Source organism: Methylocaldum sp. RMAD-M (genome assembly GCF_017832375.1).
Taxonomy (GTDB): Bacteria; Pseudomonadota; Gammaproteobacteria; order Methylococcales; family Methylococcaceae; genus Methylocaldum.
Window position 1 is genome coordinate 1 of the sequence record NZ_JAFIBZ010000024.1, and the last position, 20,418, is coordinate 20,418.

General features: G+C 58.6%; 19 protein-coding genes and 1 pseudogene. 5 read left to right on the top strand and 15 right to left on the bottom strand.

Going from position 1 to position 20,418, the window contains the following annotated elements; translation table 11 throughout:
- Positions 1-137 precede the first annotated feature (137 nt).
- The 7 genes from JOD69_RS18415 to JOD69_RS18445 form a co-directional block, all read right to left on the bottom strand.
- Positions 138-1,223, bottom strand: a complete 1,086-nt coding sequence (locus tag JOD69_RS18415; RefSeq protein WP_077728840.1) for a nucleotidyltransferase family protein — start codon at positions 1,221-1,223, stop codon at positions 138-140.
- Complete coding sequence (locus tag JOD69_RS18420; RefSeq protein ID WP_077728839.1) at positions 1,208-2,134, bottom strand: HprK-related kinase A; 927 nt, start codon at positions 2,132-2,134, stop codon at positions 1,208-1,210. Before JOD69_RS18420 ends, JOD69_RS18415 begins: the two co-directional genes overlap by 16 nt.
- Positions 2,131-2,421 carry an HPr-rel-A system PqqD family peptide chaperone gene (locus tag JOD69_RS18425; RefSeq protein ID WP_168183832.1) on the bottom strand — a complete coding sequence of 97 codons (291 nt, stop codon included), beginning with the start codon at positions 2,419-2,421 and terminating at the stop codon, positions 2,131-2,133. Before JOD69_RS18425 ends, JOD69_RS18420 begins: the two co-directional genes overlap by 4 nt.
- Before the next feature lie 38 nt (positions 2,422-2,459).
- Entirely contained in the window at positions 2,460-3,215 is a 756-nt protein-coding gene (locus tag JOD69_RS18430) for a hypothetical protein (RefSeq protein WP_139841087.1), read from the bottom strand.
- A 350-nt stretch (positions 3,216-3,565) separates the two neighbouring features.
- Entirely contained in the window at positions 3,566-5,203 is a 1,638-nt protein-coding gene (locus JOD69_RS18435) for an electron transfer flavoprotein-ubiquinone oxidoreductase (protein ID WP_210024147.1), read from the bottom strand.
- Positions 5,200-6,153, bottom strand: a complete 954-nt coding sequence (locus tag JOD69_RS18440; RefSeq protein ID WP_210024148.1) for an FAD-binding protein — start codon at positions 6,151-6,153, stop codon at positions 5,200-5,202. The genes JOD69_RS18435 and JOD69_RS18440 overlap by 4 nt, the downstream gene beginning before the upstream one ends.
- Positions 6,150-6,899: an electron transfer flavoprotein subunit beta/FixA family protein gene (locus JOD69_RS18445; RefSeq protein WP_210024149.1), complete on the bottom strand. Its 750-nt coding sequence runs from the start codon at positions 6,897-6,899 to the stop codon at positions 6,150-6,152. The genes JOD69_RS18440 and JOD69_RS18445 overlap by 4 nt, the downstream gene beginning before the upstream one ends.
- Positions 6,900-6,986: 87 nt before the next feature.
- Between JOD69_RS18445 and rnd the strand changes: the two genes are divergently transcribed.
- Positions 6,987-8,150 (top strand): ribonuclease D, encoded by a 1,164-nt coding sequence (gene rnd, locus JOD69_RS18450; RefSeq protein WP_086134348.1) that lies wholly within the window; start codon positions 6,987-6,989, stop codon positions 8,148-8,150.
- Positions 8,143-9,726 (top strand): bifunctional aminoglycoside phosphotransferase/ATP-binding protein, encoded by a 1,584-nt coding sequence (locus JOD69_RS18455; protein ID WP_086134347.1) that lies wholly within the window; start codon positions 8,143-8,145, stop codon positions 9,724-9,726. Before rnd ends, JOD69_RS18455 begins: the two co-directional genes overlap by 8 nt.
- A 237-nt stretch (positions 9,727-9,963) precedes the next feature.
- On the opposite strand, the pseudogene JOD69_RS18460 reads toward JOD69_RS18455, so the two are convergent.
- Positions 9,964-11,160, bottom strand: a pseudogene (locus JOD69_RS18460) (IS256 family transposase).
- Positions 11,161-11,216: 56 nt separating this feature from the next.
- On the opposite strand from JOD69_RS18460, the gene JOD69_RS18465 reads away from it, so the two are divergent.
- Positions 11,217-12,524 carry a LanC-like protein gene (locus JOD69_RS18465; RefSeq protein ID WP_168183831.1) on the top strand — a complete coding sequence of 436 codons (1,308 nt, stop codon included), beginning with the start codon at positions 11,217-11,219 and terminating at the stop codon, positions 12,522-12,524.
- A gap of 390 nt (positions 12,525-12,914) precedes the next feature.
- On the opposite strand, the gene JOD69_RS24810 is transcribed toward JOD69_RS18465, so the two are convergent.
- Together JOD69_RS24810 and JOD69_RS24815 are read right to left on the bottom strand one after the other, a co-directional pair.
- A complete protein-coding gene (locus JOD69_RS24810) occupies positions 12,915-13,142 on the bottom strand; it encodes a twitching motility protein PilT (protein ID WP_119631954.1) in 228 nt (75 codons plus the stop codon).
- Between the two features lie 10 nt (positions 13,143-13,152).
- A complete protein-coding gene (locus JOD69_RS24815; protein ID WP_240506981.1) occupies positions 13,153-13,311 on the bottom strand; it encodes a hypothetical protein in 159 nt (52 codons plus the stop codon).
- An 813-nt stretch (positions 13,312-14,124) separates the two neighbouring features.
- Here JOD69_RS24815 and JOD69_RS18475 point away from each other — a divergent pair.
- Positions 14,125-14,421, top strand: a complete 297-nt coding sequence (locus JOD69_RS18475) for a type II toxin-antitoxin system RelE/ParE family toxin (RefSeq protein ID WP_077728826.1) — start codon at positions 14,125-14,127, stop codon at positions 14,419-14,421.
- A gap of 5 nt (positions 14,422-14,426) precedes the next feature.
- Entirely contained in the window at positions 14,427-14,726 is a 300-nt protein-coding gene (locus JOD69_RS18480) for an addiction module antidote protein (protein ID WP_077728825.1), read from the top strand.
- 63 nt (positions 14,727-14,789) lie between these two features.
- Here JOD69_RS18480 and JOD69_RS18485 read toward each other — a convergent pair whose 3' ends face one another.
- The 5 genes from JOD69_RS18485 to JOD69_RS18505 all read right to left on the bottom strand — a co-directional run bounded on the left by JOD69_RS18485 (position 14,790) and on the right by JOD69_RS18505 (position 20,153).
- Entirely contained in the window at positions 14,790-15,185 is a 396-nt protein-coding gene (locus tag JOD69_RS18485; protein ID WP_240506980.1) for a VapC toxin family PIN domain ribonuclease, read from the bottom strand.
- A gap of 125 nt (positions 15,186-15,310) precedes the next feature.
- Positions 15,311-15,376, bottom strand: a complete 66-nt coding sequence (locus JOD69_RS25280; RefSeq protein ID WP_240502414.1) for a type II toxin-antitoxin system VapB family antitoxin — start codon at positions 15,374-15,376, stop codon at positions 15,311-15,313.
- A gap of 424 nt (positions 15,377-15,800) precedes the next feature.
- Entirely contained in the window at positions 15,801-16,901 is a 1,101-nt protein-coding gene (locus JOD69_RS18495; RefSeq protein WP_086134346.1) for a 5'/3'-nucleotidase SurE, read from the bottom strand.
- 89 nt (positions 16,902-16,990) lie between these two features.
- Entirely contained in the window at positions 16,991-18,511 is a 1,521-nt protein-coding gene (locus JOD69_RS18500) for a hypothetical protein (RefSeq protein ID WP_086134345.1), read from the bottom strand.
- 118 nt (positions 18,512-18,629) lie between these two features.
- Positions 18,630-20,153, bottom strand: coding sequence for a hypothetical protein (locus JOD69_RS18505; protein ID WP_139841086.1), 1,524 nt, complete (start codon positions 20,151-20,153; stop codon positions 18,630-18,632).
- Positions 20,154-20,418: the final 265 nt, after the last annotated feature.

Here is a 20,418-nt window from a genome sequence, read left to right on the forward strand (position 1 = left end):
AATCCTTTGCCGAGCCGATAAGTCGGCAAGGGATTGCCGACCTACGTTCTTCCCGCCCGACACGAAGCCGTACACCGGGATGAAAAACGCTCTAGGATGCCTCCGGAGCACCAGCAAGCTCGCATCGAGCCCTCGTTTCACCCGGACTGTTCAACCGCCAATGCCTTACGAGCGAGATGATAAACGAGCAGAGGCAAAGGCATGCGCAGCCAATGGCCCCGAACATAAAGCATCCACCGGGCAATCCCCGTGAAACGGTCGGCGACTGTGGAATGCTTCGGCCGAAGCGCCCGTAAGAACAGCGCATCCATCAGGCTGAGCAATGGCCGCGCCGGCGATCCCACCGCAGCCTTGGCCTGAATCCGCGGAGGAATTCGCGTCCCCAGTATCTTCTCCGTATAACGAAAAGCGTAAAACAAAGGCCTGGCAAGACCGACCTCCACGGCTCGTTCCATCAGACGCTCCCAAAAGCTGTCGTCAGCGGCTGCGAAGTGCGTAAGCAGGGTATCGATATCGGCGAGGTCTCTAAATCCCGAATCCAGTTCGCCTTCCAAAAAAAGATGAGTAGCACTGTGCAGCACCATATCTTCGGGCGCAAGCACAAACAGCCTGTCATGTCCCGGCAACGGCGCTGCCGCAGCGAGCATTTTTTTCGAATCGGCCCGAATCCTGGAAGTAATCGGTGTAATAGCATGATGTACATCGATAACCGTACCACGCTTAATGTGCTGCATCGGTGGGATTTCGTGCATCCATTGGCGATAGTAGCGCTGGTCATAAGCATCATGATGCGTGCTTATCCAGCCATGCAGCATCAGCGCCGCTTCGACATCGGCCAATCGCTCGCGCGGCACCAGTATGTCGATGTCAGCAAACACACGCCCCCGTGCTGCCGGTAGGCCGGCCATTGCGTAGGCCGCCCCCTTGAGCAGGACGATTGGAGCCTGAGTTCTAGCCAGGGCCTTTCGGATTTGCTCGACCTCAATTTCCACGGCCTGGTTTTGCCGGCGTGCAACCAGGTGCGCAGAGATCAGATGTCTGCGGGGAGCCTCCGGGATTAGATCGAGCAAGCCATGGTCTTCGAGTCGGGCCGCTAACTTGGCGAGTACCTTTGCCGCCCTGCACTGGCGGATAACGATGTCCCAGTCGCCGAGAGAACAATCGATTAGAGTCTCGGTGCATGTCAGCGCCTTGGCGGCGGCGACATTCATCGGGCCTGACATAGCGGAGGCGCCTTCAAATCAGCAAATATCGAGATGGCATCATCCAGCTTACTATAGGTAAATTCATAACATTCAGCCTGATCGACTATGCCTATCAAAGCATCAAAGCCTATTGCACCCAGTAAGGTGTAATTAAATGAGTTTTCGGCGAGACGCACGACTGTCCGAGCCTTGGAGTGAGGCCGCAACCGAACGGCAGCATCGCGCTCGTAACGAGGAAAGATGACCCACGCAGGACAAGCCGTTTCGCGAGAACGGAGAATGCTGCCGACCGGCGCTTTCATGTGAGTTACTGTCCCTTTGCGGGTATCTTTTACTACCGGCCCAATCACTGCCGAAGGATTGAAATGGCGGATAATTTCGATCGAATCATTCTTGAGCCCGATCGGGCGGGGAATAGGCGTTATCCGAAGCGTTGCCGGATCGATAAGAGCCAATTCATCGGAAAGCAGCCTCCATCCGCGACTGACCAAAGCGGCGCAGAGTGTACTCTTGCCCGAACCCGGGGGAGCCGCCAAAATTGCCGCACATCCCTCCCGCTCAACGACCGCTGCATGAATCATCAGAAACCGATGGCAATGGTTCGCTATACACCAATTAAGCCCCCATTCGAACATGGGATAAGCTTGCTCGTAAGGCAAAGGCTTAAATGGAACCGTGCCGTCGAATTCAAAGCTGACCTGAGGGCGGAACCAGCGATACGCCGATCGAGGTCGCCGCAACGATACGTGGAAATCTGCAAACGCGCTTGAACCTGGTACCGGGTACTCGCTGTAGTAAAGCTGTAAGCCGGCTAAAACGCTAGGAATATCGGTATAGATTCGGACAACAAACGGAGCAAGTTCTAGAGTTACGCCCTTGTCCGAAAATTGCGCGGACAGGGTCTCGTCGAAGGAGTTAAAAGAGCTCAACTGGCAATTATTTCAATTAGGCCAAGACGCTGAAATTCTTCTAATGTGATGTCAAGAACTCGAATCAACTCCTGTTCGTCGAGATCACCTTTTGCGTTTATTCTGGCAAGAATGGTTGAAGTCTTAAGCGCCTTCTCAGCCTGCAGCATTTCTAGAATCTGAGCACTCAATTTCGGCACTGCGTAAGTGTTACAGCTGGCTGCATCGAATACCACGCATTCGTCCTGCCAAAGCGGCGACATCTTCAGGCGGACCGCCGAACAAAGAGTGACCACGCGTAAGGTCATGAAGATTAAAAGCAGTTTATACCAAACCCATCTAATCCTTAGACAAACCCCATGGTGCTTTGTAGATAAAAAATGATTTCCGCTACTCCCCATTTAACACCATTCGTGGGCTGATACTCCGTTAAAGGACCTTTCGCAAACATCTCTTTTGCTTGATCTACCGAAACTGGATACTTCGAATCGGCATTTGCGTTATAAATCGCCGCAATAATGAATTGGGCGAACTGGGCGGCTTGCGGATCGGGCTGCTTTTCCGGAAACGCCAAAAGTTCCCATACAGACGCAAGCCGAGTTTGATCTACAGTCCCGGCACCGTTTGTTGGTAAAACTGGTATAAAAGTAGTAGTGGCGCCAACATACACATCCACGGTTGTACCAAAACTGGATATCTTTGAAGCGGGAGGATTCGAGTCCGATGAAAAAAATGTGTCAAACGAAGGGACACCGCTCCCGGTACAGCCGATCGGATTTCCACTGCCGTCTTGTATCTGCAGTTGCGGTGCATCCAATCCACCTAGAGGCCATGAACCGAACGAAGCACACATCACCAAATAGGAAGGCGGTTTTCCATTGCAGGAATAAACCGGCTCCTCTGTTTGGGGACTGGTGTTTCCAGATGCATGCCGGGATGGAGTGGCACAAGCATTAGCCAACGGCGAATAACCAGAAAAGCTCATCAGGACAGGCGTGGTCAGACCAATTCTCGTCAAATTGCGCCGCGTTTGATCAATTTCCTTTTGCTGCGTTGATGACCGCAACTCAGACTGTTCTTCATGAAGCATATCTTTAGCCATTGTTAGTGCGAATTTGGGATTATCAAAAACTCTATTGCAACTTACGCGCCGATCACCCTAATAAATTGATTTCTTGGCAAAATTTGCTCACATACGCAACAATTTTGGCACATTTGTAAAACTTTCTGACATTTGCCAAGATTTGGAGCGAAAGTCAATCAAACTTTACTTCCCGGTAATCTAGTTTAACAGCTGAGTATCCGCCACCCGGACATATTTGCAACTTTCGATCAGAAGCGTGCGTTCGCGATTTAGCCAGGCTTGGAGAACAGCCGGTACGAAGATTTTATTCAACAGCGTCCTGCTACCCTATAACTCTCCCGACTTCGACACACAGAACGACCTTGCTTTCACATGTTTACGTAGTTCGGTCCCCCGCCCCCTTCTGGAGGCACCCAGTTGATGTTCTGTGCCGGATCCTTGATGTCGCACACTTTGCAGTGAACGCAGTTCTGCGCGTTGATCTGGAATCGGGCCGGCTGTCCCGGCGCCTCCACGATTTCATAAACCGCCGCCGGGCAATAACGCTGCGCCGGCTCGTCGTACAGCGGCAGATTCCGCTCGATCGGGATGGCCGGATCGGTCAGAACGAGATGGCAGGGCTGGTCTTCCTCGTGATTGGTGTTGGATAGATAGACCGAGGATAGTCTATCGAAGCTCAGCACGCCGTCGGGCTTCGAATAATCGATCTTACGACTGTCCGCGGCTCGATCCAACGAGGCGTGATCCGGAACGCGATTGTGCAGGGTAAACGGCAGCTTTCCCCGGAAAACATTCTGATCGATCCAAATGAACGCGCTTCCAACAAGCGTTCCGAATTTCGCCAACGCGGGACCGAAGTTCCGGCCCCGGAACAGCTCCTGATCGACCCACGATTGGCGATAACGGCCGCCCATATCCGGAATTCCGCCCGTTTCCAGCGCCTCGAACACCGCCTCCGCCGCCAGCATGCCGGTCTTCATGGCGGTATGATTGCCCTTGATCTTCACCGGGTTGAGAAAACCGGCATCGCAACCCGCCATCACGCCGCCCGGAAAAGACAGCTTCGGCACCGACTGCCAGCCGCCCTTGTTCACCGCGCGGGCGCCGTAGCCGATCCGGGTTCCGCCTTCGAGGAACCGGCGCACCACCGGATGGTGCTTCCAACGCTGCATTTCGCTGAAAGGATTCAAATAAGGATTACGGTAATTCAAGGCCACAATCAAACCGAGCGAAACCAATCCGTCCTCGCCGTGGTAAACGAAGCCGCCACCTTCGGTTTCGTTGTCCAAAGGCCAGCCTAAGGTGTGAACGACCCATCCGGGCCGATGACGCGACGGATCGATGCGCCAGATTTCCTTGATGCCGATGCCGTAATGCTGCGGATCGACGTCCCGCCGCAATTCGAAGCGCTCCATCAGCCGCTTGCCCAAATGCCCGCGGCAGCCTTCGGCAAAAATCGTGTAGGGCGCTCGCAGCTCCACGCCCGGCTGATAGTTCGGCTTCTTCGAACCGTCCCTGGCAATGCCCATGTCGCCCGTGACGACGCCGGCTACTGCGCCCGCGTCGTCATAAAGCACATCGGCCGCGGCGAACCCCGTGAATATCTCGGCGCCAAGGGCCTCGGCTTTTTCCGCCAGCCATCGGCACAAGCGGCCCAGGCTGATCACGTAATTGCCCTCGTTACGCATCGGCTTCGGCATCAGAAAGCCGGGCGCTTTGAACGAGCGCTTTTCGCTAAGGAGGTAATGCAATTCATCGTGTTCGACGGCCACGGTGACGGGCGCGCCCTGCCCTTTCCAGTCCGGGAAAAGTTCGTTCAGGGCGGTCGGCTCGAACACGGCGCCGGAAATGATGTGGGCGCCGACCTCCGCACCCTTTTCGACGACGCAGACCCGGAGCGACTTTCCGGCTTCATTGGCCAGCTGCATCAATCGGCAGGCGGCGGACAGTCCCGCGGGGCCGGCCCCCACGATGACGACATCGAACTCCAGACTCTCCCGATTCACGACTTATCCTTGGGCAGAGCATCGGCCAATGCCGGCAGCACCTCGAACAAGTCGCCCACCAGGCCGATATCCGCCACTTCGAAGATTGGCGCATCGGGGTCCTTATTGACGGCGACGATGGTCCCCGCATCCTTGATTCCCGCCAGATGCTGTATTGCGCCCGAAATACCGAAGGCGAGATAAAGCTCCGGCGCGATGATCTTGCCGGTCTGCCCCACCTGCAAGTCGTTCGGAACGAATCCGGCATCCACCGCCGCGCGGGAAGCGCTGACCGCCGCGCCCAGCCGATCCGCCAGGGCGTAGATCAAGTCGAAGTTTTCCTTGCTTGCCAGGCCGCGCCCGCCGGACACCACCACGCGGGCCGACTGGAGATCGGGACGCCCGCCGCCGGACGAACCTTCGACCCGGAGAAAACGCGTGTGGGTCGGGCAGTCGAAATCGAGGCTGATTTTTTCCACAGGCGCCGATCCTGTCTCGGCAACCGCCTTGAACGAAGCCGTACGCACGGTCGCGACGACGATGCCCGGCGGCGTTTCGATCGTTTCCAGCGCATTGCCCGCATAAATCGGCCGCTCGAAGACATTTCGGCCGAGCACCCGCATGATGTCGCTCACTTGCGGAACACCGAGCAGCGCCGCCGCGCGTGGCAGAACATCCTTGCCGAAGGTGGTCGCCGGCGCCAGCACATGGGTGTAGTCCTTGGCCAGCGCGGAAACTTGCGGCGCCAGAACCGCCGCCACGGGGTTCCGGTTGGCGGCATGTTCGACCAGCAACACCCGTGTCACGCCATTCAGCCGGGCCGCGGCTTCAGCCGGTTTGTTCTCCGCCTCGGCGAACACTGCCACATCGATCGTCTCCGGACCGAGAGCCAGCGCGCAGGCCACGGTTCTCGAAGTCGAAAGATTCAAGGTTTCGCCGTCGTGCTCGGCAATAACCAATACCTTGCTCATGACAACAGCCCTCGCTCGCGCAGCGCCGCTACCAGCTCGTCGACCGAAGCCACTTTCCGGCCGGCCTGGCGCTTTGGTGGCGGCGCGACTTTGAGCAGCCTGGCCTCCGGTACGAACTCGACGCCCAGGTCTTCCGGCGTAACCGTTTCGATCGGCAGGCGGCGCGCCTTCATGATATCCGGCAACTTGGGATAACGGGGAATATTGAGGCGAAGATCGGCGGAAATCACCGCGGGAAGGTCGACGGACAGATATTCGAGCCCGGCATCCACCTCGCGGGCGACGGTGGCGGACTTGTCATTCAACTCGATTTTGGAAGCAAAGGTCGCTTGGGGCCAGCCGAGCAGAGCCGCCAGCATCTGCGGAGTCTGGTTGCAGTCGTCGTCGATGGCCTGCTTGCCCATGAGGATCAAATCGGGATTTTCGCGCCGGGCAAGCCCGGCCAGGGCGCGTGCGGCATTGACGGGTTGAGGCGCTGCATCCAGGGGTATATGAATCGCCCGGTCCACACCGAGCGCCAAAGCGCTCCGCAGCTGCTCCTGGACCGCCTGCGGCCCGATCGAAACGGCCACGATTTGCGTCGCCTTGCCGGCCTCCTTAAGGCGAATCGCCTCTTCCAGGGCGATCTCGTCGAAGGGATTCATGCTCATCTTCACCCCATCCAGCATGACACCCGAGCCGTCCGGCTTCACCTGGATGCGCACGTTGTAATCCACCACGCGCTTTACACTCACCAATACCTTCATGCGCCACCTCGGATCGTCGGCGGGAGCGTATTCTTCGTCCCTAAGCCATATAATAACTTTATGACTCGAAAAAGCACTCTCTTCGACATGACGCCTCTCTCCCAAATCAGCTATATCGATTCGCCCAGCCAACTCCAAGATTTCTGCCGCGCCGTCAAGAACTCTCCATGGCTCGCCGTGGACACCGAGTTCCTGCGCGAGAAAACCTACTTTCCCAAATTCTGCCTGCTCCAGATCGCGACCGCCGACAAGGTCGCCTGCATCGATCCGCTCGCGCTCGAATCCTTGGAGCCGGTAGCGGATTTACTGTTCGATCCGGCCATCACCAAGGTTTTTCATGCCGGGCGACAGGATTTGGAAATCTTCTTTCATTTGTGGGGACGTTTGCCGACACCGATCTTCGATACCCAGATCGCGGCTCCCCTGATCGGCTTGCCCGAACAAATCAGCTATGCCGGACTGATTTCGGAACTGCTCGGAATAACCTTGGGCAAAGGACATGCGCGCACCGACTGGTCGCTCCGGCCCCTGGCCGATGCGCAATTGCGCTATGCGGCCGACGACGTCATCCATCTCGGAACCGCTTACCTGAAACTGTGCCAGCGACTGGAAGCCTTGGGCCGCCTGGACTGGCCGAAAGGCGATTTCGGCGCCCTGCTCGATCCGAAGCTTTACGAGAATGCGTCCGATCAAGCCTGGCAGCGTATCAGCGGACATTATCAGCTGAATGCGTCCCAGCTCGCCGTGCTGCAGGCGCTCGCGGCCTGGCGCGAGGACGACGCGCGCCAGCAGGATATTCCACGCAGTTGGCTGGTCAAGGACGAGGTTTTGTTCGATCTCGCACGGCTTCAGCCGACGAATGCCGACAAGTTCAAGCTGATCCGGGGACTGGAGGAACGGACGCTCAAGCGTTACGGCAGCCAATTGTGCCGGATCATCGACGAGGCGAAACATCGTCCGCCGCCGGCGGTTTCTCTCAGGCCGCGGCAGGCCAAAAAGACGCCCGAACAGGAAGCGCTGCTCGACGTATTGACCGCCGTAGTGCGTCTTCGGGCCGCCCAGCACACCCTGAACCCGGCGGTGCTCGCAGGCCGCAAGGACCTGGAACAACTGATGGATGACCCGGAGCAATCGAAACTGCTTCAGGGCTGGCGCAAGGCGATGGCCGGAGCGGAACTGGAAGCGCTCCTTCAGGGCGAACGGCAACTCAGAGTGATCAACGGCCGTTTACGGATGGAACCGCATGGATGACGCCCGCTATCCCGAACTGATCTCGGCGCTGCGGAACCCCGCCGCCTACGATCATCCCACGGAAGCCATCGAAATCCGGGAGACCCATATCTCCTGGGTTTTGCTGACCGCTCCACACGCCTACAAAATCAAGAAGCCGGTGGATTTCGGCTTCCTCGACTTCACCACCCTGGACAAGCGCCGCCGGTTTTGCGAAGAGGAACTCCGCCTCAATCGCCGGCTCGCGCCGGACTTGTATCTGGCCGTCGTCCCCATCGCCGGAGATCCCCGAAATCCGCGAATCGGCGGCAGCGGCACCCCCATCGAATTCGCCATCAAGATGCGCCGCTTCGACGAAGCGGCACTATTCGATCGTCTGTGTCAGGACGATCGCCTGTCGGCCGAACACATGGACAAGCTGGCCGAGACGCTGGCCCGATTCCACGCGAGCGTAAATCGCAGCACCATCGAAGACGCCCACGGACTCCCGGAACACATCTACGACGCCGCCGAACATAATTTCACCCACATCGAGCCCTTGCAGGACGATCCGGTCGACGTCGCCAAGCTGGAAGCCGTGCGCGCCTGGACGTCCGAGGCGTATTCGCGCTGCCGGGAGACCATGCTCGCCCGAAAAGCCGCCGGCTTCGTTCGCGAATGCCACGGCGATCTCCACCTCGGAAACATCGTGCTCATCGGCGACGAGCCCACGCCGTTCGACTGCATCGAATTCAGCGAAGACTTGCGCTGGATCGATGTGATGAGTGAGCTGGCCTTTCTGGTCATGGATCTGGAAGTCAAAGGCAAGCGGGATTTGGCTTTCCGGCTTCTAAACCGCTACCTGGAAGTTACCGGAGACTACCGTGGTCTCTCGCTCTTCCATTATTACCGCGTCTACCGCGCCATGGTTCGGGCCAAGATCGCCCAACTGACCCGCGCCTCTACCGGCGACACCGCGAAGCAGCAGGAGTTATTGGACCTGTACCGGCGCTATCTCGATTACGCATCCGGCCTCATCCGGCCTCAAAAACCGGCATTGCTCATCACCCACGGTTTCTCGGGCAGCGGCAAGTCCCACATCGCGGGCCAAATCGCCGAGCGCCTCCCGGCCATACGCCTGCGCTCCGACCTGGAACGAAAACGCCTGGCCGGCTTCGCCGAACACGCCAGCACCGCATCGACCCTCGACGCCGGCATCTACACCGCGGACATGACGCGCAGAACCTATAGCTATCTGCTGGATACCGCCGAAGATATCCTGAAATCCGGCCTCTCCGTCATCGTCGACGCCACGTTCCTAAAACACGAGCAGCGGGAAAGCCAGAAAATGCTGGCCGAACGGCTCGGCGCATCATTCCTGATCCTCGACTGCCAGGCACCGATCGCCACACTGAAAAGCCGCATCGAATCCCGCGCTCTGCTGGGCCGCGACCCCTCTGAAGCCGATCTGTCGGTACTAGACCGTCAGCTTGCGGCGCATGATGAATTAACCGAAGAAGAGCAGCGCGATGCGCTGATGATCGAGACCAGCGGAGCGGTTTCTGTTGACGAACTCGTTAAGAAGATCAGCCTGAGCACGAGTCGGCCCGCCAGTTAAGGACTTTCTAACGAAACGGAATGGTTCGATTGGCAGCGACGGACGAAAGCTAACAGTGTCGCCCGGCTTGCTGCCCCTCTGTCGTCCGGATAAAGCAAGGTGCATTTGCTATTCTGTTTCGGGTGCTTTTGAACGGCTGAATTCGTTTATTTGCAGCTATTCGCGAGTACCTTTTCGGGTTGAGTCCGTCAAGGTGGTGTAAATTCCGAGGGTGAACTCCGGCTCAGGAATCGTTGTTTAGGCAGCAGGGAGTGAAGTCAACTCCTCTGTGGCTGCTGGGTTATCCGCCATCGTATGCTGGGGCAGATAACGGTGTTGCAGCTGCCATTCTTCGTTCTGTTCCATGAGCACCGCGCCGATCAGGCGGCGGATGCTGGCCTCATTCGGGAAAATGCCCACCCCATTGGCCCGCCGTTTCACTTCCTTATTCAACCGCTCCAGAGTATTCGTGGAGTGGATTTTCACCCGGTGAGCCGCCGGGAAGTTCAGGTGCGCCAGCACATCGGTTTCCGCTTGATCCATCAGTTCCGCCGCTTTCGGGAAGCGCGGCCGGAGTTGATCCGCGACCTGTCGCCACGCCTTCTGGGCACTCTCGACGGCGGGCTGGACGAAGACCTGCCGCACCAGGGTACCAACCAACGATTGGCTGGTCTTGGGCACACAGGCTAGGAGATTGCGCAGGAAGTGAACCCGGCACCGCTGCCAACTGGCCGAGAACACCTGCTCAATGGCCGCCTTCAACCCCTCTTAGGGCTAGGAGATGACCAGTTGGACCCCGGCCAAGCCCCGTCGCCTAAGACTCCTGAGGAAGTCCACCCAGAACACCCGGGCCTCCGACTCGCCCAGGCCCAACCCGAGAATCTCGCGCCGTCCGTCCTGGTTCACGCCACAGGCGATTATGGCCGCCACCGACACCACCCGACCACCTTGCCGAACCTTGAGGTAAGTCGCATCCAGCCACAGATACCGCCACTCGCCCTCAATGGGCCGGGTCAGAAAGGACTCCACCCGCGCGTCGATGTCCCGGCACAAAGCCGAGACTTGGCTCTTGGAGATGCCCGTCATGCCCAGCGCCTGCACCAAATCATCCACCTTGCGGGTCGATATCCCGCCAATCCACGCCTCCTGAATCACCGCTACCAGGGCCTGCTCGGTCAGTCGTCGCGGCTCCAGAAATGACGGAAAATAGGTTCCACTCCGGAGTTTCGGCACCTTCAACTCCAGCGTGCCCAGGCGCGTATGCAGCGATCGCTCCCGATAGCCATTGCGATAGGCTTGCCGGTCTTCGGTCCGCTCGTGCCGCTCGGCCTGAATGCGATTCGACACCTCGAAGTCCATCAACCGCTCCAGAATCCGTTCCGTCAGAGTGCGCAAAAAATCCTCTCCGCCCTGTTGCCCCAACCACTCCACCAATGCCATACTCTCTTTGGCCATCGCCTGCTCCAAGGTTTCGGTTGTTACTCGTCATCTCAACCTTACCGGAGTTCGCGATGGCCTCCCATCTCTTTCCCTCGATTTACACCACTTCCGTGGACTCTACCACTCACTACCAACGCTTGAGCAATCTATCAATGCTGTATGCCCCGGAACGACACGAGCCGTTGCACCATCTCGCATGGGATGAAAGCGTTGCGTTGTCTGCTATCGAGCGCATTGTGCGAGACGTCGAGGCGCGGTACTCGGAGGATATGTACTGGCAACTGCATCCAGCAGATCGACAAGGGGATAGAGATACCCGGGCGTACGAGACTGCGCTATACGACGGCGCATGCGGGGTTTTCTGGGCATTGGAGTACCTGCAGACGGTTGGTGCGGTTCGTCTGTCCAGAAATTATTTAACCGGGCTGCCTGAACTCTTGTCGCGAAACCGCAAGCAGCTTGGAGATGCCGCGGAGCGCAATCGAGCTTCCTTTCTCCTCGGTGACACGCCGATTCAAATGCTTGCCTTCGGTCAGCAGCCAACACACGAACTTGGAACGGTCCTTGACGCGTTGGTTGCGAGCAACACCGAACATCCTGCACGCGAGTTGATGATGGGCTCCCCGGGTACGATGCTTGCGGCCTTGTTCCTGCACGAACGCACTGGCGAGCAGCGTTGGTCGAATTTGTTCCAAGTCACCGCAGAACGACTATGGGCACAACTTGAGTGGTCTCCGCAGTATCAGTGCTCCTATTGGGCGCAACACTTTGACCGCAATCCATCGACGTACCTTGGTGCTATCCATGGCTTCGTAGCCACAGCTCTGCCTTTGATTCGCGGGAGACATCTTCTTGGTACGGAGAGGTGGGACGCATGGGAGGCCTGCATCACCAACACCGTCCAGCACACCGTCGATCGCGATGGGGACCATGCCAACTGGCGCCCGCAGCTTGATCACACGCCGGATGCGAGCAAGAAGCTGTTGCAGTTCTGTCACGGCGCTCCAGGCTTTGTCATCTGTCTTGCCGGCATGCCAAGCTCTGCGCTTGATGAATTGTTGCTCGCTGCCGGTGAGACAATCTGGTCTGCTGGTCCACTAGTGAAGGGTTCGAATCTGTGCCACGGCACGGCAGGGAACGCCTATGCGTTCCTGAAGCTGTATCGGCGAACCCAAGACTTGATTTGGCTACAGCGTGCACGCGCATTCGCGATGCACGGCATCACTCAAGCAAGGGAAGAAGCCGCGCGCTACCGTCAGCATCGCTACTCCCTTTGGACAGGCGATCTGGGGCTGGCAGTCTTTCTCTGGGATTGCATTGTTGCTGAGGCAAGGTTCCCTACCCTGGATGTGTTCTATGCCCAGCACGGCGAGGCCTAACGAGTCAATTTGATCCCGTTCGTGCGCCTTCGACAGGCTCAGGAGAACACTCGACAGGCCGGTCCCGAGCCTGTCGAAGGACTTAATCAGAGCTTGCTTGATGTCGTTGGGACGCGTGGCTTACCTCCGTGTACAGGCGTCTTGCAGTCACGAGCGTCAGCGGCTCGACCCCGGCACGACGTAGTTCCGCTGAATGATCTTGATTGCGTCGCCTCGGGGACCATGTCCTCGGAGCCGCTGGGCCAACGGGCTCGTCGGCAAAGGATTGCCGACCTACATGCTGACCCCGTTGAAATCACCGTCTACGAAGGGGTCATCTACGAAGGGGTCAGGCTTTTCTACGAAGGGGTCAGGCTTTTTTTGTTTACTTTCGATTCCAACACGCCCCGACTATTCCACCCCGTATCCCCCGACGGTTCGCAATCCCAAATGCTCGACAAACGGAATGAAGTCTCGATCGGAAAACAGCTGGGCGTGTCCCTTTTCGATGCGGAATGTAGCGATGATGACGTCGGCGGTTTTGCGGGTGGTGATGCCCCGTTTTCTGAGTGCCCGATAATTCTCCACGTTTTTGTGCGCCTGTTCGGTGCCGAGCAAGTCATAAACGGTTAGCGACATCAGCAACCGTTTAGCCGTTCGGAAATGCCATCCTGGCGAAATCCTTGCAAGACCTCGGTTGGATCAAGTCGCCGATCGCCAGCGGTTCCACGCCGAGCAGTTCGTCGAGTATGGCAGTTTGGGGCGTGTCGATGCCGTTGAAGGAGGGCACACCGGGGTCAGATCTCACATTCCAACATTTCAGCACTATGGGATGGTCGGACACCGACTTCAGGGGCGCTATAAGGCGATATTGGTTCAGAAGGACACCTACTTGATACGGGTTGGCTGCTCAGCCAGTTTGGGCGGGAACGCAAGAGCGCGATCAAGTCCTGCCGTCGATTCGTAATGGACGGCAGAGGGCTGCCCAGTCCACTGGATCAGACCCACCATCAATTGCTATTGGGCGATAATGCGTTCGTCGAGCGATACCGGCAGAACAAAAGCCCGAAGAACTCCGGGCTCCAAAGCGCATCGGCGGTTTATCGCCCTGCCCCTTGACGACTATCGGCAACGCTATCCGGACAGGAATGAGGCATTGGCGCGGGCCTATCTATCCGGCGCTTACACTATGTCGGAGATCGGCACTCATCCAGGCGTTCACTGTAGGAAGCTCTGAACAAGTGGATTCCGTTCATGCCCTTCGACTTAGCTCAGGACAGGCCTGTCGACGGACTTAATCAGAGCTTCCTTAACTGGATTCAGGAGAAAACCGGTATCGATGCGGCCAGCGAGGTCCACTCCTCTCGGGGGCTCCTCGTTCACGTCTTCGGTCGCCTAGCGGCCGCCATCTTCTTATTGAACGTCTTACCGCAAAGCGCTTAATTTGCATTAAAGCGCGACCCGCCGGGACGCTGGCCGTTTACAGGTATTGCTTTACATTCGGCTCCGGCGCTTTGCTCAGGTTCTGTTGTCCGGTGCGCCGCTTAGCTAGACGTTGGGCATCTTGCAGCGGTGTCCTCGCGCCATTGACATTATGTAGCCGAGCGGCTACGGTTAGCCCATGATCGAAATCCGCAAGACAGACGTCTTCGCTCAGTGGCTCGATGGCCTGCGAGACATCCAAGCGAGAGCGCGTGTTCAAGCCAGAATTGAACGGCTCGCCGCCGGTAACTCTGGCGACGTTGAGCCCGTCGGCGAAGGTGTGTCGGAGTTGCGGATTAACTACGGTCCCGGTTACCGGGTCTATTTCAAAAAGCGGGGGCGAGAGCTCATCATTCTCTTGGCCGGTGGTGATAAGAGCACCCAAGCCAAGGACATCAAGGCCGCATTGCGTCTCGCTCGTAATCTTTCGGAGTAATTGCTATGGCCAAGACTACTACCACTCGCTATGACGTTGCTGAACACCTCAGAACCCCAGAGGAAATGGCCGCCTACCTTGAAGCTTGTCTGCAAGAAGCGAACGGAGACGCCGCCTTCATCGCAAAGGCCCTTGGCGACATCGCCCGTGCCAAAGGTATGGCGCAAGTTGCTCGGGATGCGGGACTTTCTCGGGAAAGCCTCTACAAGGCTCTCTCCGGCGAACGTAGCCCAGGTTTCGATACCATCCTCAAGGTCATTAGCGCCCTCGGGCTTAAGCTCCATGCCGAAGCCAACCATAGTTGAAAAGGTATCCAACCCATCGTTCGGGCAGTGAAAGGGTTAGGCTTTTGTTATTTGCTTCCGACTTCAATACGCCCCAGCTATTCGACCCCGTATCTCCCGACCGTTCGCAATCCCAAGTGCTCGACAAACGAAACGAAATCTCGATCGGAAAACAGCAGGGCGTGTCCGTTTATCTATGCAAAATGTAGCGATGATGACGTCGGCGGTTTTGCGAATGGTGATGCCCCGTTTTTTGAGTACCTGTTCGGTGCCGAGCAACTCATAGACGGTTAGCGACATCAGCAGCCGCTTAGCCGTTCGGAAATCGCCATCTTTGCGGAAGCCCTGCAAGACCTCGGTTAGAATCAAGCCGCCGATGGCCAGCGGTTCCACGCCGAGCAGTTCGTCGAGTATGGCGGTTTGGGGCGTGTCGCTGCCGTTGAAATAATCGATCCAGACGCTGGAATCGACCACGATCACCCGTCGGTTCTCATAGCGTCAAGGTCGCCTTCCCATTTGAGCTTTCCTTTGAACGCTTTGATCTGTTCCTGTTTTTCAAGCGGACGAGTGTCTTGAATCCAAGCTCTACCACCTCCCGTTTGGTTTTAAAGGCCGGTGGATTTCAGAGCTTCGTTCATTAGCTCGTCATCGATGACGATATTGGTTCGCATGCCTGATTCCGATGTGTGTCAAATATGGTCATTTTACACATTTCAAAGCTGCCCAATTCGGCAGGCAAGCCAAAGATGTGGGATAGGCATCTATCGCGGTCAGTCTTCACATTCCAACATTTAAAGAACCGTTCTCGTCGGGATCACCGTCTAGACCATTTTCATACCTGCTGTACGGGCACTCGCGAGTAGGTCGGGAATCCTTTCCAATCGCAAACGGTCGCTTTAGTCGCGACCCTTCCAATCGCAAACGGCCGTCCTGGGAGCGCCAGGACGCCCCTTCCAATCGCAAACGGCCGTCCTGGGATGACCGTTTGCGATTGGAGCGCCGAAGCCGCCCTTCCCGACGGTGCACAGTTGGGCCAACGTTTTCGTCGGCAAAGGATTGCCGACCTACAAATGCTGAGCCCGTTGAAATCACCGTCTATCGCCTGCCAAGGCCAGCCTTGATATCTATCCCGAGAGAGAAGGCACTCGGCGCGTCAGCCGTATAGTCGGGCGTGATCGGCACGATGGTGATGTACCCTCGCGTATACCACGTGGTGTCGGCGCCGGGCACCTCGGGCGTTTCGTCGGGGACAATCTTCGTGATCCCGCCCCGGAGCGTGGTTCCGACCGGTACATCGGCGCAGGGCTCACGACAGCCGATGTTGATGGTGACCGTATCGGCGCCATAGCTCACCACCAGATCGTCCGCAAAGGTGACCGTGCGACCCTGCCGTGTAACGACGACGCCGGCGGGCTCGGGTAACGGCGGGTAGTTGATGTTGAGACCTATCCCCCGTGGCAGCAGGCCCTTTTCGCCCTCCAGAGAGCCGGCCTTGCGTTCGAGGCGGGCAATGACGGCAACGAGAAAGTCCGCCACCTGCGCGAAATGGGCCTCGTTCGCTGTCTTGCAATCCGGTGTGGACTCGCCGCACAACGGATCGGTGCTGATCGCGATGGCGGGGACAGCGCCGTTGAGCATGGGGGATAGCGCGGCAATGGCGGCACCGACCGTACCCGAAAACTGGGTGGCGGCGCCGATATTGGCGCCCACGTTGATGCCGGACACCAGCAAGTCGGGCAACCGGCCGGTGCTTTGCCGGGCGATGTCGATGGCAACGAGCGCGCTGGTCGCCGGTTCGGCTCCTTCCGTCCCGTCGCCGATCGCAACGGAATACTCGAGCGCGCCCTCGTCGTCGCGTCGCTTGGTAATCCGGAGGTCAGTCAGGTTGATCGCCGCACTGCTGCCGCTTTGCTCATTGAGCGGGCCGGCGAGGATCACGGTGTGACCGGCGGCCGCCAGCGCCCGCTTGGCGGCTTGGATCCCGATGGCGTCCCAGCCGTCGTCGTCGCTGAGGGCGATGGTGAGTGCCCGGACGCCGGGCGAGGATACGAGCAACAAGGCGGCGAGTGCCGCGGCGACGATGCCTCGGTGCTTGAGGAAGCTCTGATCAAGTGGATTCCGTTCGTGGCTCGACAAGCCTGTCCTGAGCCTGTCGAAGGACTTAATCAGAGCTTCCTTGAGGTCGTTGGGACGCATGGTTTACCTCCGTGTATGGGCATCTTGCAGCCACAAGCGTCCACGGGGCCTTTCTGCGTTTCCGCGGGCGCTCGCAGCGGCACACTTCCTCAGCGGCTCGACGGCCGCGCCTTGCCATCGAAGATGATGACCAATGGCGTCAGCGTCTGCCTGGAATCGGCGCCGCGGGCCGTACCCGGAACAACGTAGTTCCGCTCGATGAACGCGACTGTCTCGCCTTTCGGAATCATCTCCTCCGTGATTTCAAAGCAGTGGGAGAGCCCCGAGCAGTCGCGCGCGAAGTACTGGACGTAAAACCGGTCGGTGTTGTCGACCGTTCCAGAAAACGCCGACGCGCTCCCCGCGAGATCTTCGTCGAAAACGTTCCCGATGCCCTGGAGAACCGACGAACGATTGAGTGCGATGGCCGAGTACGTCGCGTTTCCCGTAGCCGTTTTGAGAGTCCCCACGACGGCCAGCACCTGGCCCGAATCGATGCTCGAACGAGGACTGAGCCGCCAGTCTTCGTCCTGGTTATCGCCGAGGCAGTTCATGGGGCGTTCGAGGCAGTGTTGCCCGATGAGATCCACGGTCAGTTCCAGAGCCTGGAACGGCTGTTCGGGAGCGGAAGTCTGCCCCCAGTGCTTCTTGACCGCCTCGATCAGAGCCGCGAATTCACTTTGGAGCCCCAGCTCGGAGCGGGCGGTCCGCTCATCGTAATCGGGTTTGGGATAGGGTTCGGTCGGACGCGCCGTGTTCGTGTCCCTCACCCGGAGCACGGCCAGGGGAAGCTGCCGACGCCACTCATCACCCGCCTCCTCGTCCTCCGGACGCGTATAGCGGATCGTGATCCACAGGTCGTCCGCCTCGGGCCCGAGCCCTGCTCGGAAAATCTCCGTTGACACGGGGGTAGTAAACACCTGATTGCGATCGGGGACGCCCGCCCGCAGGAGCGCCTCGGTCACTTCCCGCTCCATCACCGCGTCCGGCGTGACGATGAAGAAGCGCTGCTGGTTAAAGGCCGCGCCGGACTGCCGCTCGATGACGACGTTATTAATGCTGTTGCCGAAGGTCGCGGACATCACCGAGCGGGAAGGGTTCGGCGACGGGGCGAAGAGCAGTTCCCCCAGGAAGGGGTCCGTGACCGACTGGAAGACTATATTCGCGGGGTCGATGCGCCCTTCGCGCGTGAAAACGTAGGTGTGCATCCCGAAGTATTTCGCGGGCGGCGGAAGCTGCGCCAGCACGACCAGCGCCTCGCGCTCATCGAGGCGGTATGTCCACCAGGTGTCGTCCGGCGTCGGCCCGAGCAGATCCTTGATGTGTTCGTCCACGAACTCGTCCGGCCAGAGCGGAACGGCGGGAATAACGTACGGTGACGCCGGATTGTTCCCGAGGCAGTTTCCAATCACGGCGATCGTGAACTGGCAATCCTCGATCGTGAACAGGTCCCAGAAGCCGCGTGTGACCTCGTAGCCTTTCGCCTCGAGGTCGGCTTGAAGATTCTGGACCTTCCGCTCCAGCGACTCGGGGAGCTGATTGTCGTTGCTCGAACCGTTGTTCCAGCCGTTCGCCGCGGACGCAAATCCGATCATCGCCGCGAGCGTGAAGTAAAGCGTGTGGGTTCTCATAAGTCCTCCTGACCGACCATCCTGTTGTCCTTAAGGAAGCTCGGATTAAGTCCTTCGACAGGCCTGTCCTGAGCCTGTCGAAGGGTCATGAACGGAATCCGCTTGCTCAGAGGCCCCTTTAACGGCTCGACGGCCGTTTCGCCCCGTCGAAGACGATGAGCGTCGGGTTCACGAGCTGCTTGGGGTCAGGACCTCGGGTCGACCCCGGCACGACGTAGTTCCGCTGAATGATTTTGATTGCGTCGCCTGGGGGGACCATTTCCTCGGTGATTTCGCGGCAATTCGGAAGGTTCCCGCAGTCGCGTGCGAAGTAGTAGACGTAGAGCTTGTCGGTGTTGCCGACCGTCTCCGAGAAGGCGGACGCGCTCCCCTTGAGATCGGGATCCGAGACGTTCGTGACGCCCACCAGAGCCGGGATCCGGTTGGGCGCCAGACTCGTGTACGTGGCGTTGCCGGTGGCGGTGCCGAGGGTGCCCGCGACGGCGAGGACTTCGCCCGAGTCGATGCTCTCCGTCGGGCTGATCTGGTAGTCTGCGTCCTGGGTATCGCCGAGGCAGTTCATGGGGCGCCGAACGCAATGCTCGCCGATAAGGTCCACCTTGAGCAGCAGGCTTTCGAACGGCCCGTCCTTGGCGTCGGGCTGTCCCCAGTGCTGCTTGACCGCCTCGACCAGATTCTCGACATTACCCTCGAACCCGAGCTCGGACTTGGCGATCCTCTCGTCCCGGACAGGTTTTGGGTAGGGCTCGGTCGGACGCGCCGTGTTCGTGTCCCTCACGCGGAGAATGGCGAGCGGGCGCTTCTGGCGCCACTCATCGCCGGCCGCCTCGTCTTCCGGCAGCGAATAACGCATCACGGTCATCAGGTCGTCCGCCTTTGAGCCGAACCCCAGCCGGCCGAGGTCCGTCGACACGGGCTCGACGAACACCTGGTTGCGATCCGGTACGCCCGCCCGCAGCAGCGCCTCGGTGAGCGCACGCTCCATCACCGCGTCCGGTGTGATGATGAAGAAGCGCTGCTGGTTGAACGCCGCGTCGGATTGCCGCTCGATGACGACGTTGTTGTTGCTGTTGCCGATGCTGGAGAACACCAGCGCACGGGACGGATTCGGCGACATCATGAAGAGGATGCTCTGCATGAAAGGATCATCGGCCACGGACTGGTAGATTTCATCCGTGGTGTCGATCTCCCCTTCGCGCGTAAAGATGTACGTCTGTATCCCGAAGTACCTTCCGGGCGGCGGAAGCTGCGCCAGCACGACCAGCGCCTCGCGCTGGTCAAGCCGGTACGTCCACCAGGTGTCGCCCGGCGTCGGCCCGAGCAAGTCCCTCATGTTCTGGTCCACGAACTCGTCCGGCCAGAGCGGAACGGAAGGGATGAGATAGGGCGCCGCCGGGTTGTTGCCGAGGCAGTTTCCGATGGTCTCGAGCGCGAACTTGCAGTCTTCGATCCTGAACAGGTTCCAGGCTCCCCGAGCGACCTCGTAGCCTTTCGCCTCCAGGTCGGTCCGGAGATTCCGGACCTTCTGCTCCAGCGACTCGGGGAGCTGATTGTCGTTACTCGATCCGTTGTTCTCACTGTTCGCCGCGGACGCAAATGCAATCATCGCCGCGAACGCGAAGCAAAGCATGTGGGTTCTCATGAGTCCTCCTGACCGACCTAGTGTCCTGAGTGAAACGAATGCGGCAAAGCGCCCCATGTTGCGGAAATGGATCAGAGCAGAAGCGCCTTGCATCAAAAAATTTTCATGCCGTCATAATCTGCTAGATTGCAAGGCTCGGCATTTGTTCCGCTTCCATGGATGAGGTCGGGTCTTGCAATCATGCCTCGACCTGACAAAAACGGAGGACTGCGTCAGTTCTTTACGTCATAGCCGAGATACACGGGCTAACAGGCAATGCCGTTAC

What these genes read in the sequence shown, in the direction of transcription:
- JOD69_RS18495 (WP_086134346.1), bottom strand. Translation starts at nt 16,901, where the DNA reads ATGCGTCCCAACGACCTCAAGGAAGCTCTGATTAAGTCCTTCGACAGG.
- JOD69_RS18500 (WP_086134345.1), bottom strand. Translation starts at nt 18,511, where the DNA reads ATGAGAACCCACACGCTTTACTTCACGCTCGCGGCGATGATCGGATTT.
- JOD69_RS18440 (WP_210024148.1), bottom strand. Translation starts at nt 6,153, where the DNA reads ATGAGCAAGGTATTGGTTATTGCCGAGCACGACGGCGAAACCTTGAAT.
- JOD69_RS18445 (WP_210024149.1), bottom strand. Translation starts at nt 6,899, where the DNA reads ATGAAGGTATTGGTGAGTGTAAAGCGCGTGGTGGATTACAACGTGCGC.
- JOD69_RS18505 (WP_139841086.1), bottom strand. Translation starts at nt 20,153, where the DNA reads ATGAGAACCCACATGCTTTGCTTCGCGTTCGCGGCGATGATTGCATTT.
- JOD69_RS18455 (WP_086134347.1), top strand. Translation starts at nt 8,143, where the DNA reads ATGGATGACGCCCGCTATCCCGAACTGATCTCGGCGCTGCGGAACCCC.
- JOD69_RS24810 (WP_119631954.1), bottom strand. Translation starts at nt 13,142, where the DNA reads ATGTCGCTAACCGTTTATGACTTGCTCGGCACCGAACAGGCGCACAAA.
- JOD69_RS18430 (WP_139841087.1), bottom strand. Translation starts at nt 3,215, where the DNA reads ATGGCTAAAGATATGCTTCATGAAGAACAGTCTGAGTTGCGGTCATCA.
- JOD69_RS18475 (WP_077728826.1), top strand. Translation starts at nt 14,125, where the DNA reads ATGATCGAAATCCGCAAGACAGACGTCTTCGCTCAGTGGCTCGATGGC.
- rnd (WP_086134348.1), top strand. Translation starts at nt 6,987, where the DNA reads ATGACGCCTCTCTCCCAAATCAGCTATATCGATTCGCCCAGCCAACTC.
- JOD69_RS18415 (WP_077728840.1), bottom strand. Translation starts at nt 1,223, where the DNA reads ATGTCAGGCCCGATGAATGTCGCCGCCGCCAAGGCGCTGACATGCACC.
- JOD69_RS18465 (WP_168183831.1), top strand. Translation starts at nt 11,217, where the DNA reads ATGGCCTCCCATCTCTTTCCCTCGATTTACACCACTTCCGTGGACTCT.
- JOD69_RS18425 (WP_168183832.1), bottom strand. Translation starts at nt 2,421, where the DNA reads ATGACCTTACGCGTGGTCACTCTTTGTTCGGCGGTCCGCCTGAAGATG.
- JOD69_RS18480 (WP_077728825.1), top strand. Translation starts at nt 14,427, where the DNA reads ATGGCCAAGACTACTACCACTCGCTATGACGTTGCTGAACACCTCAGA.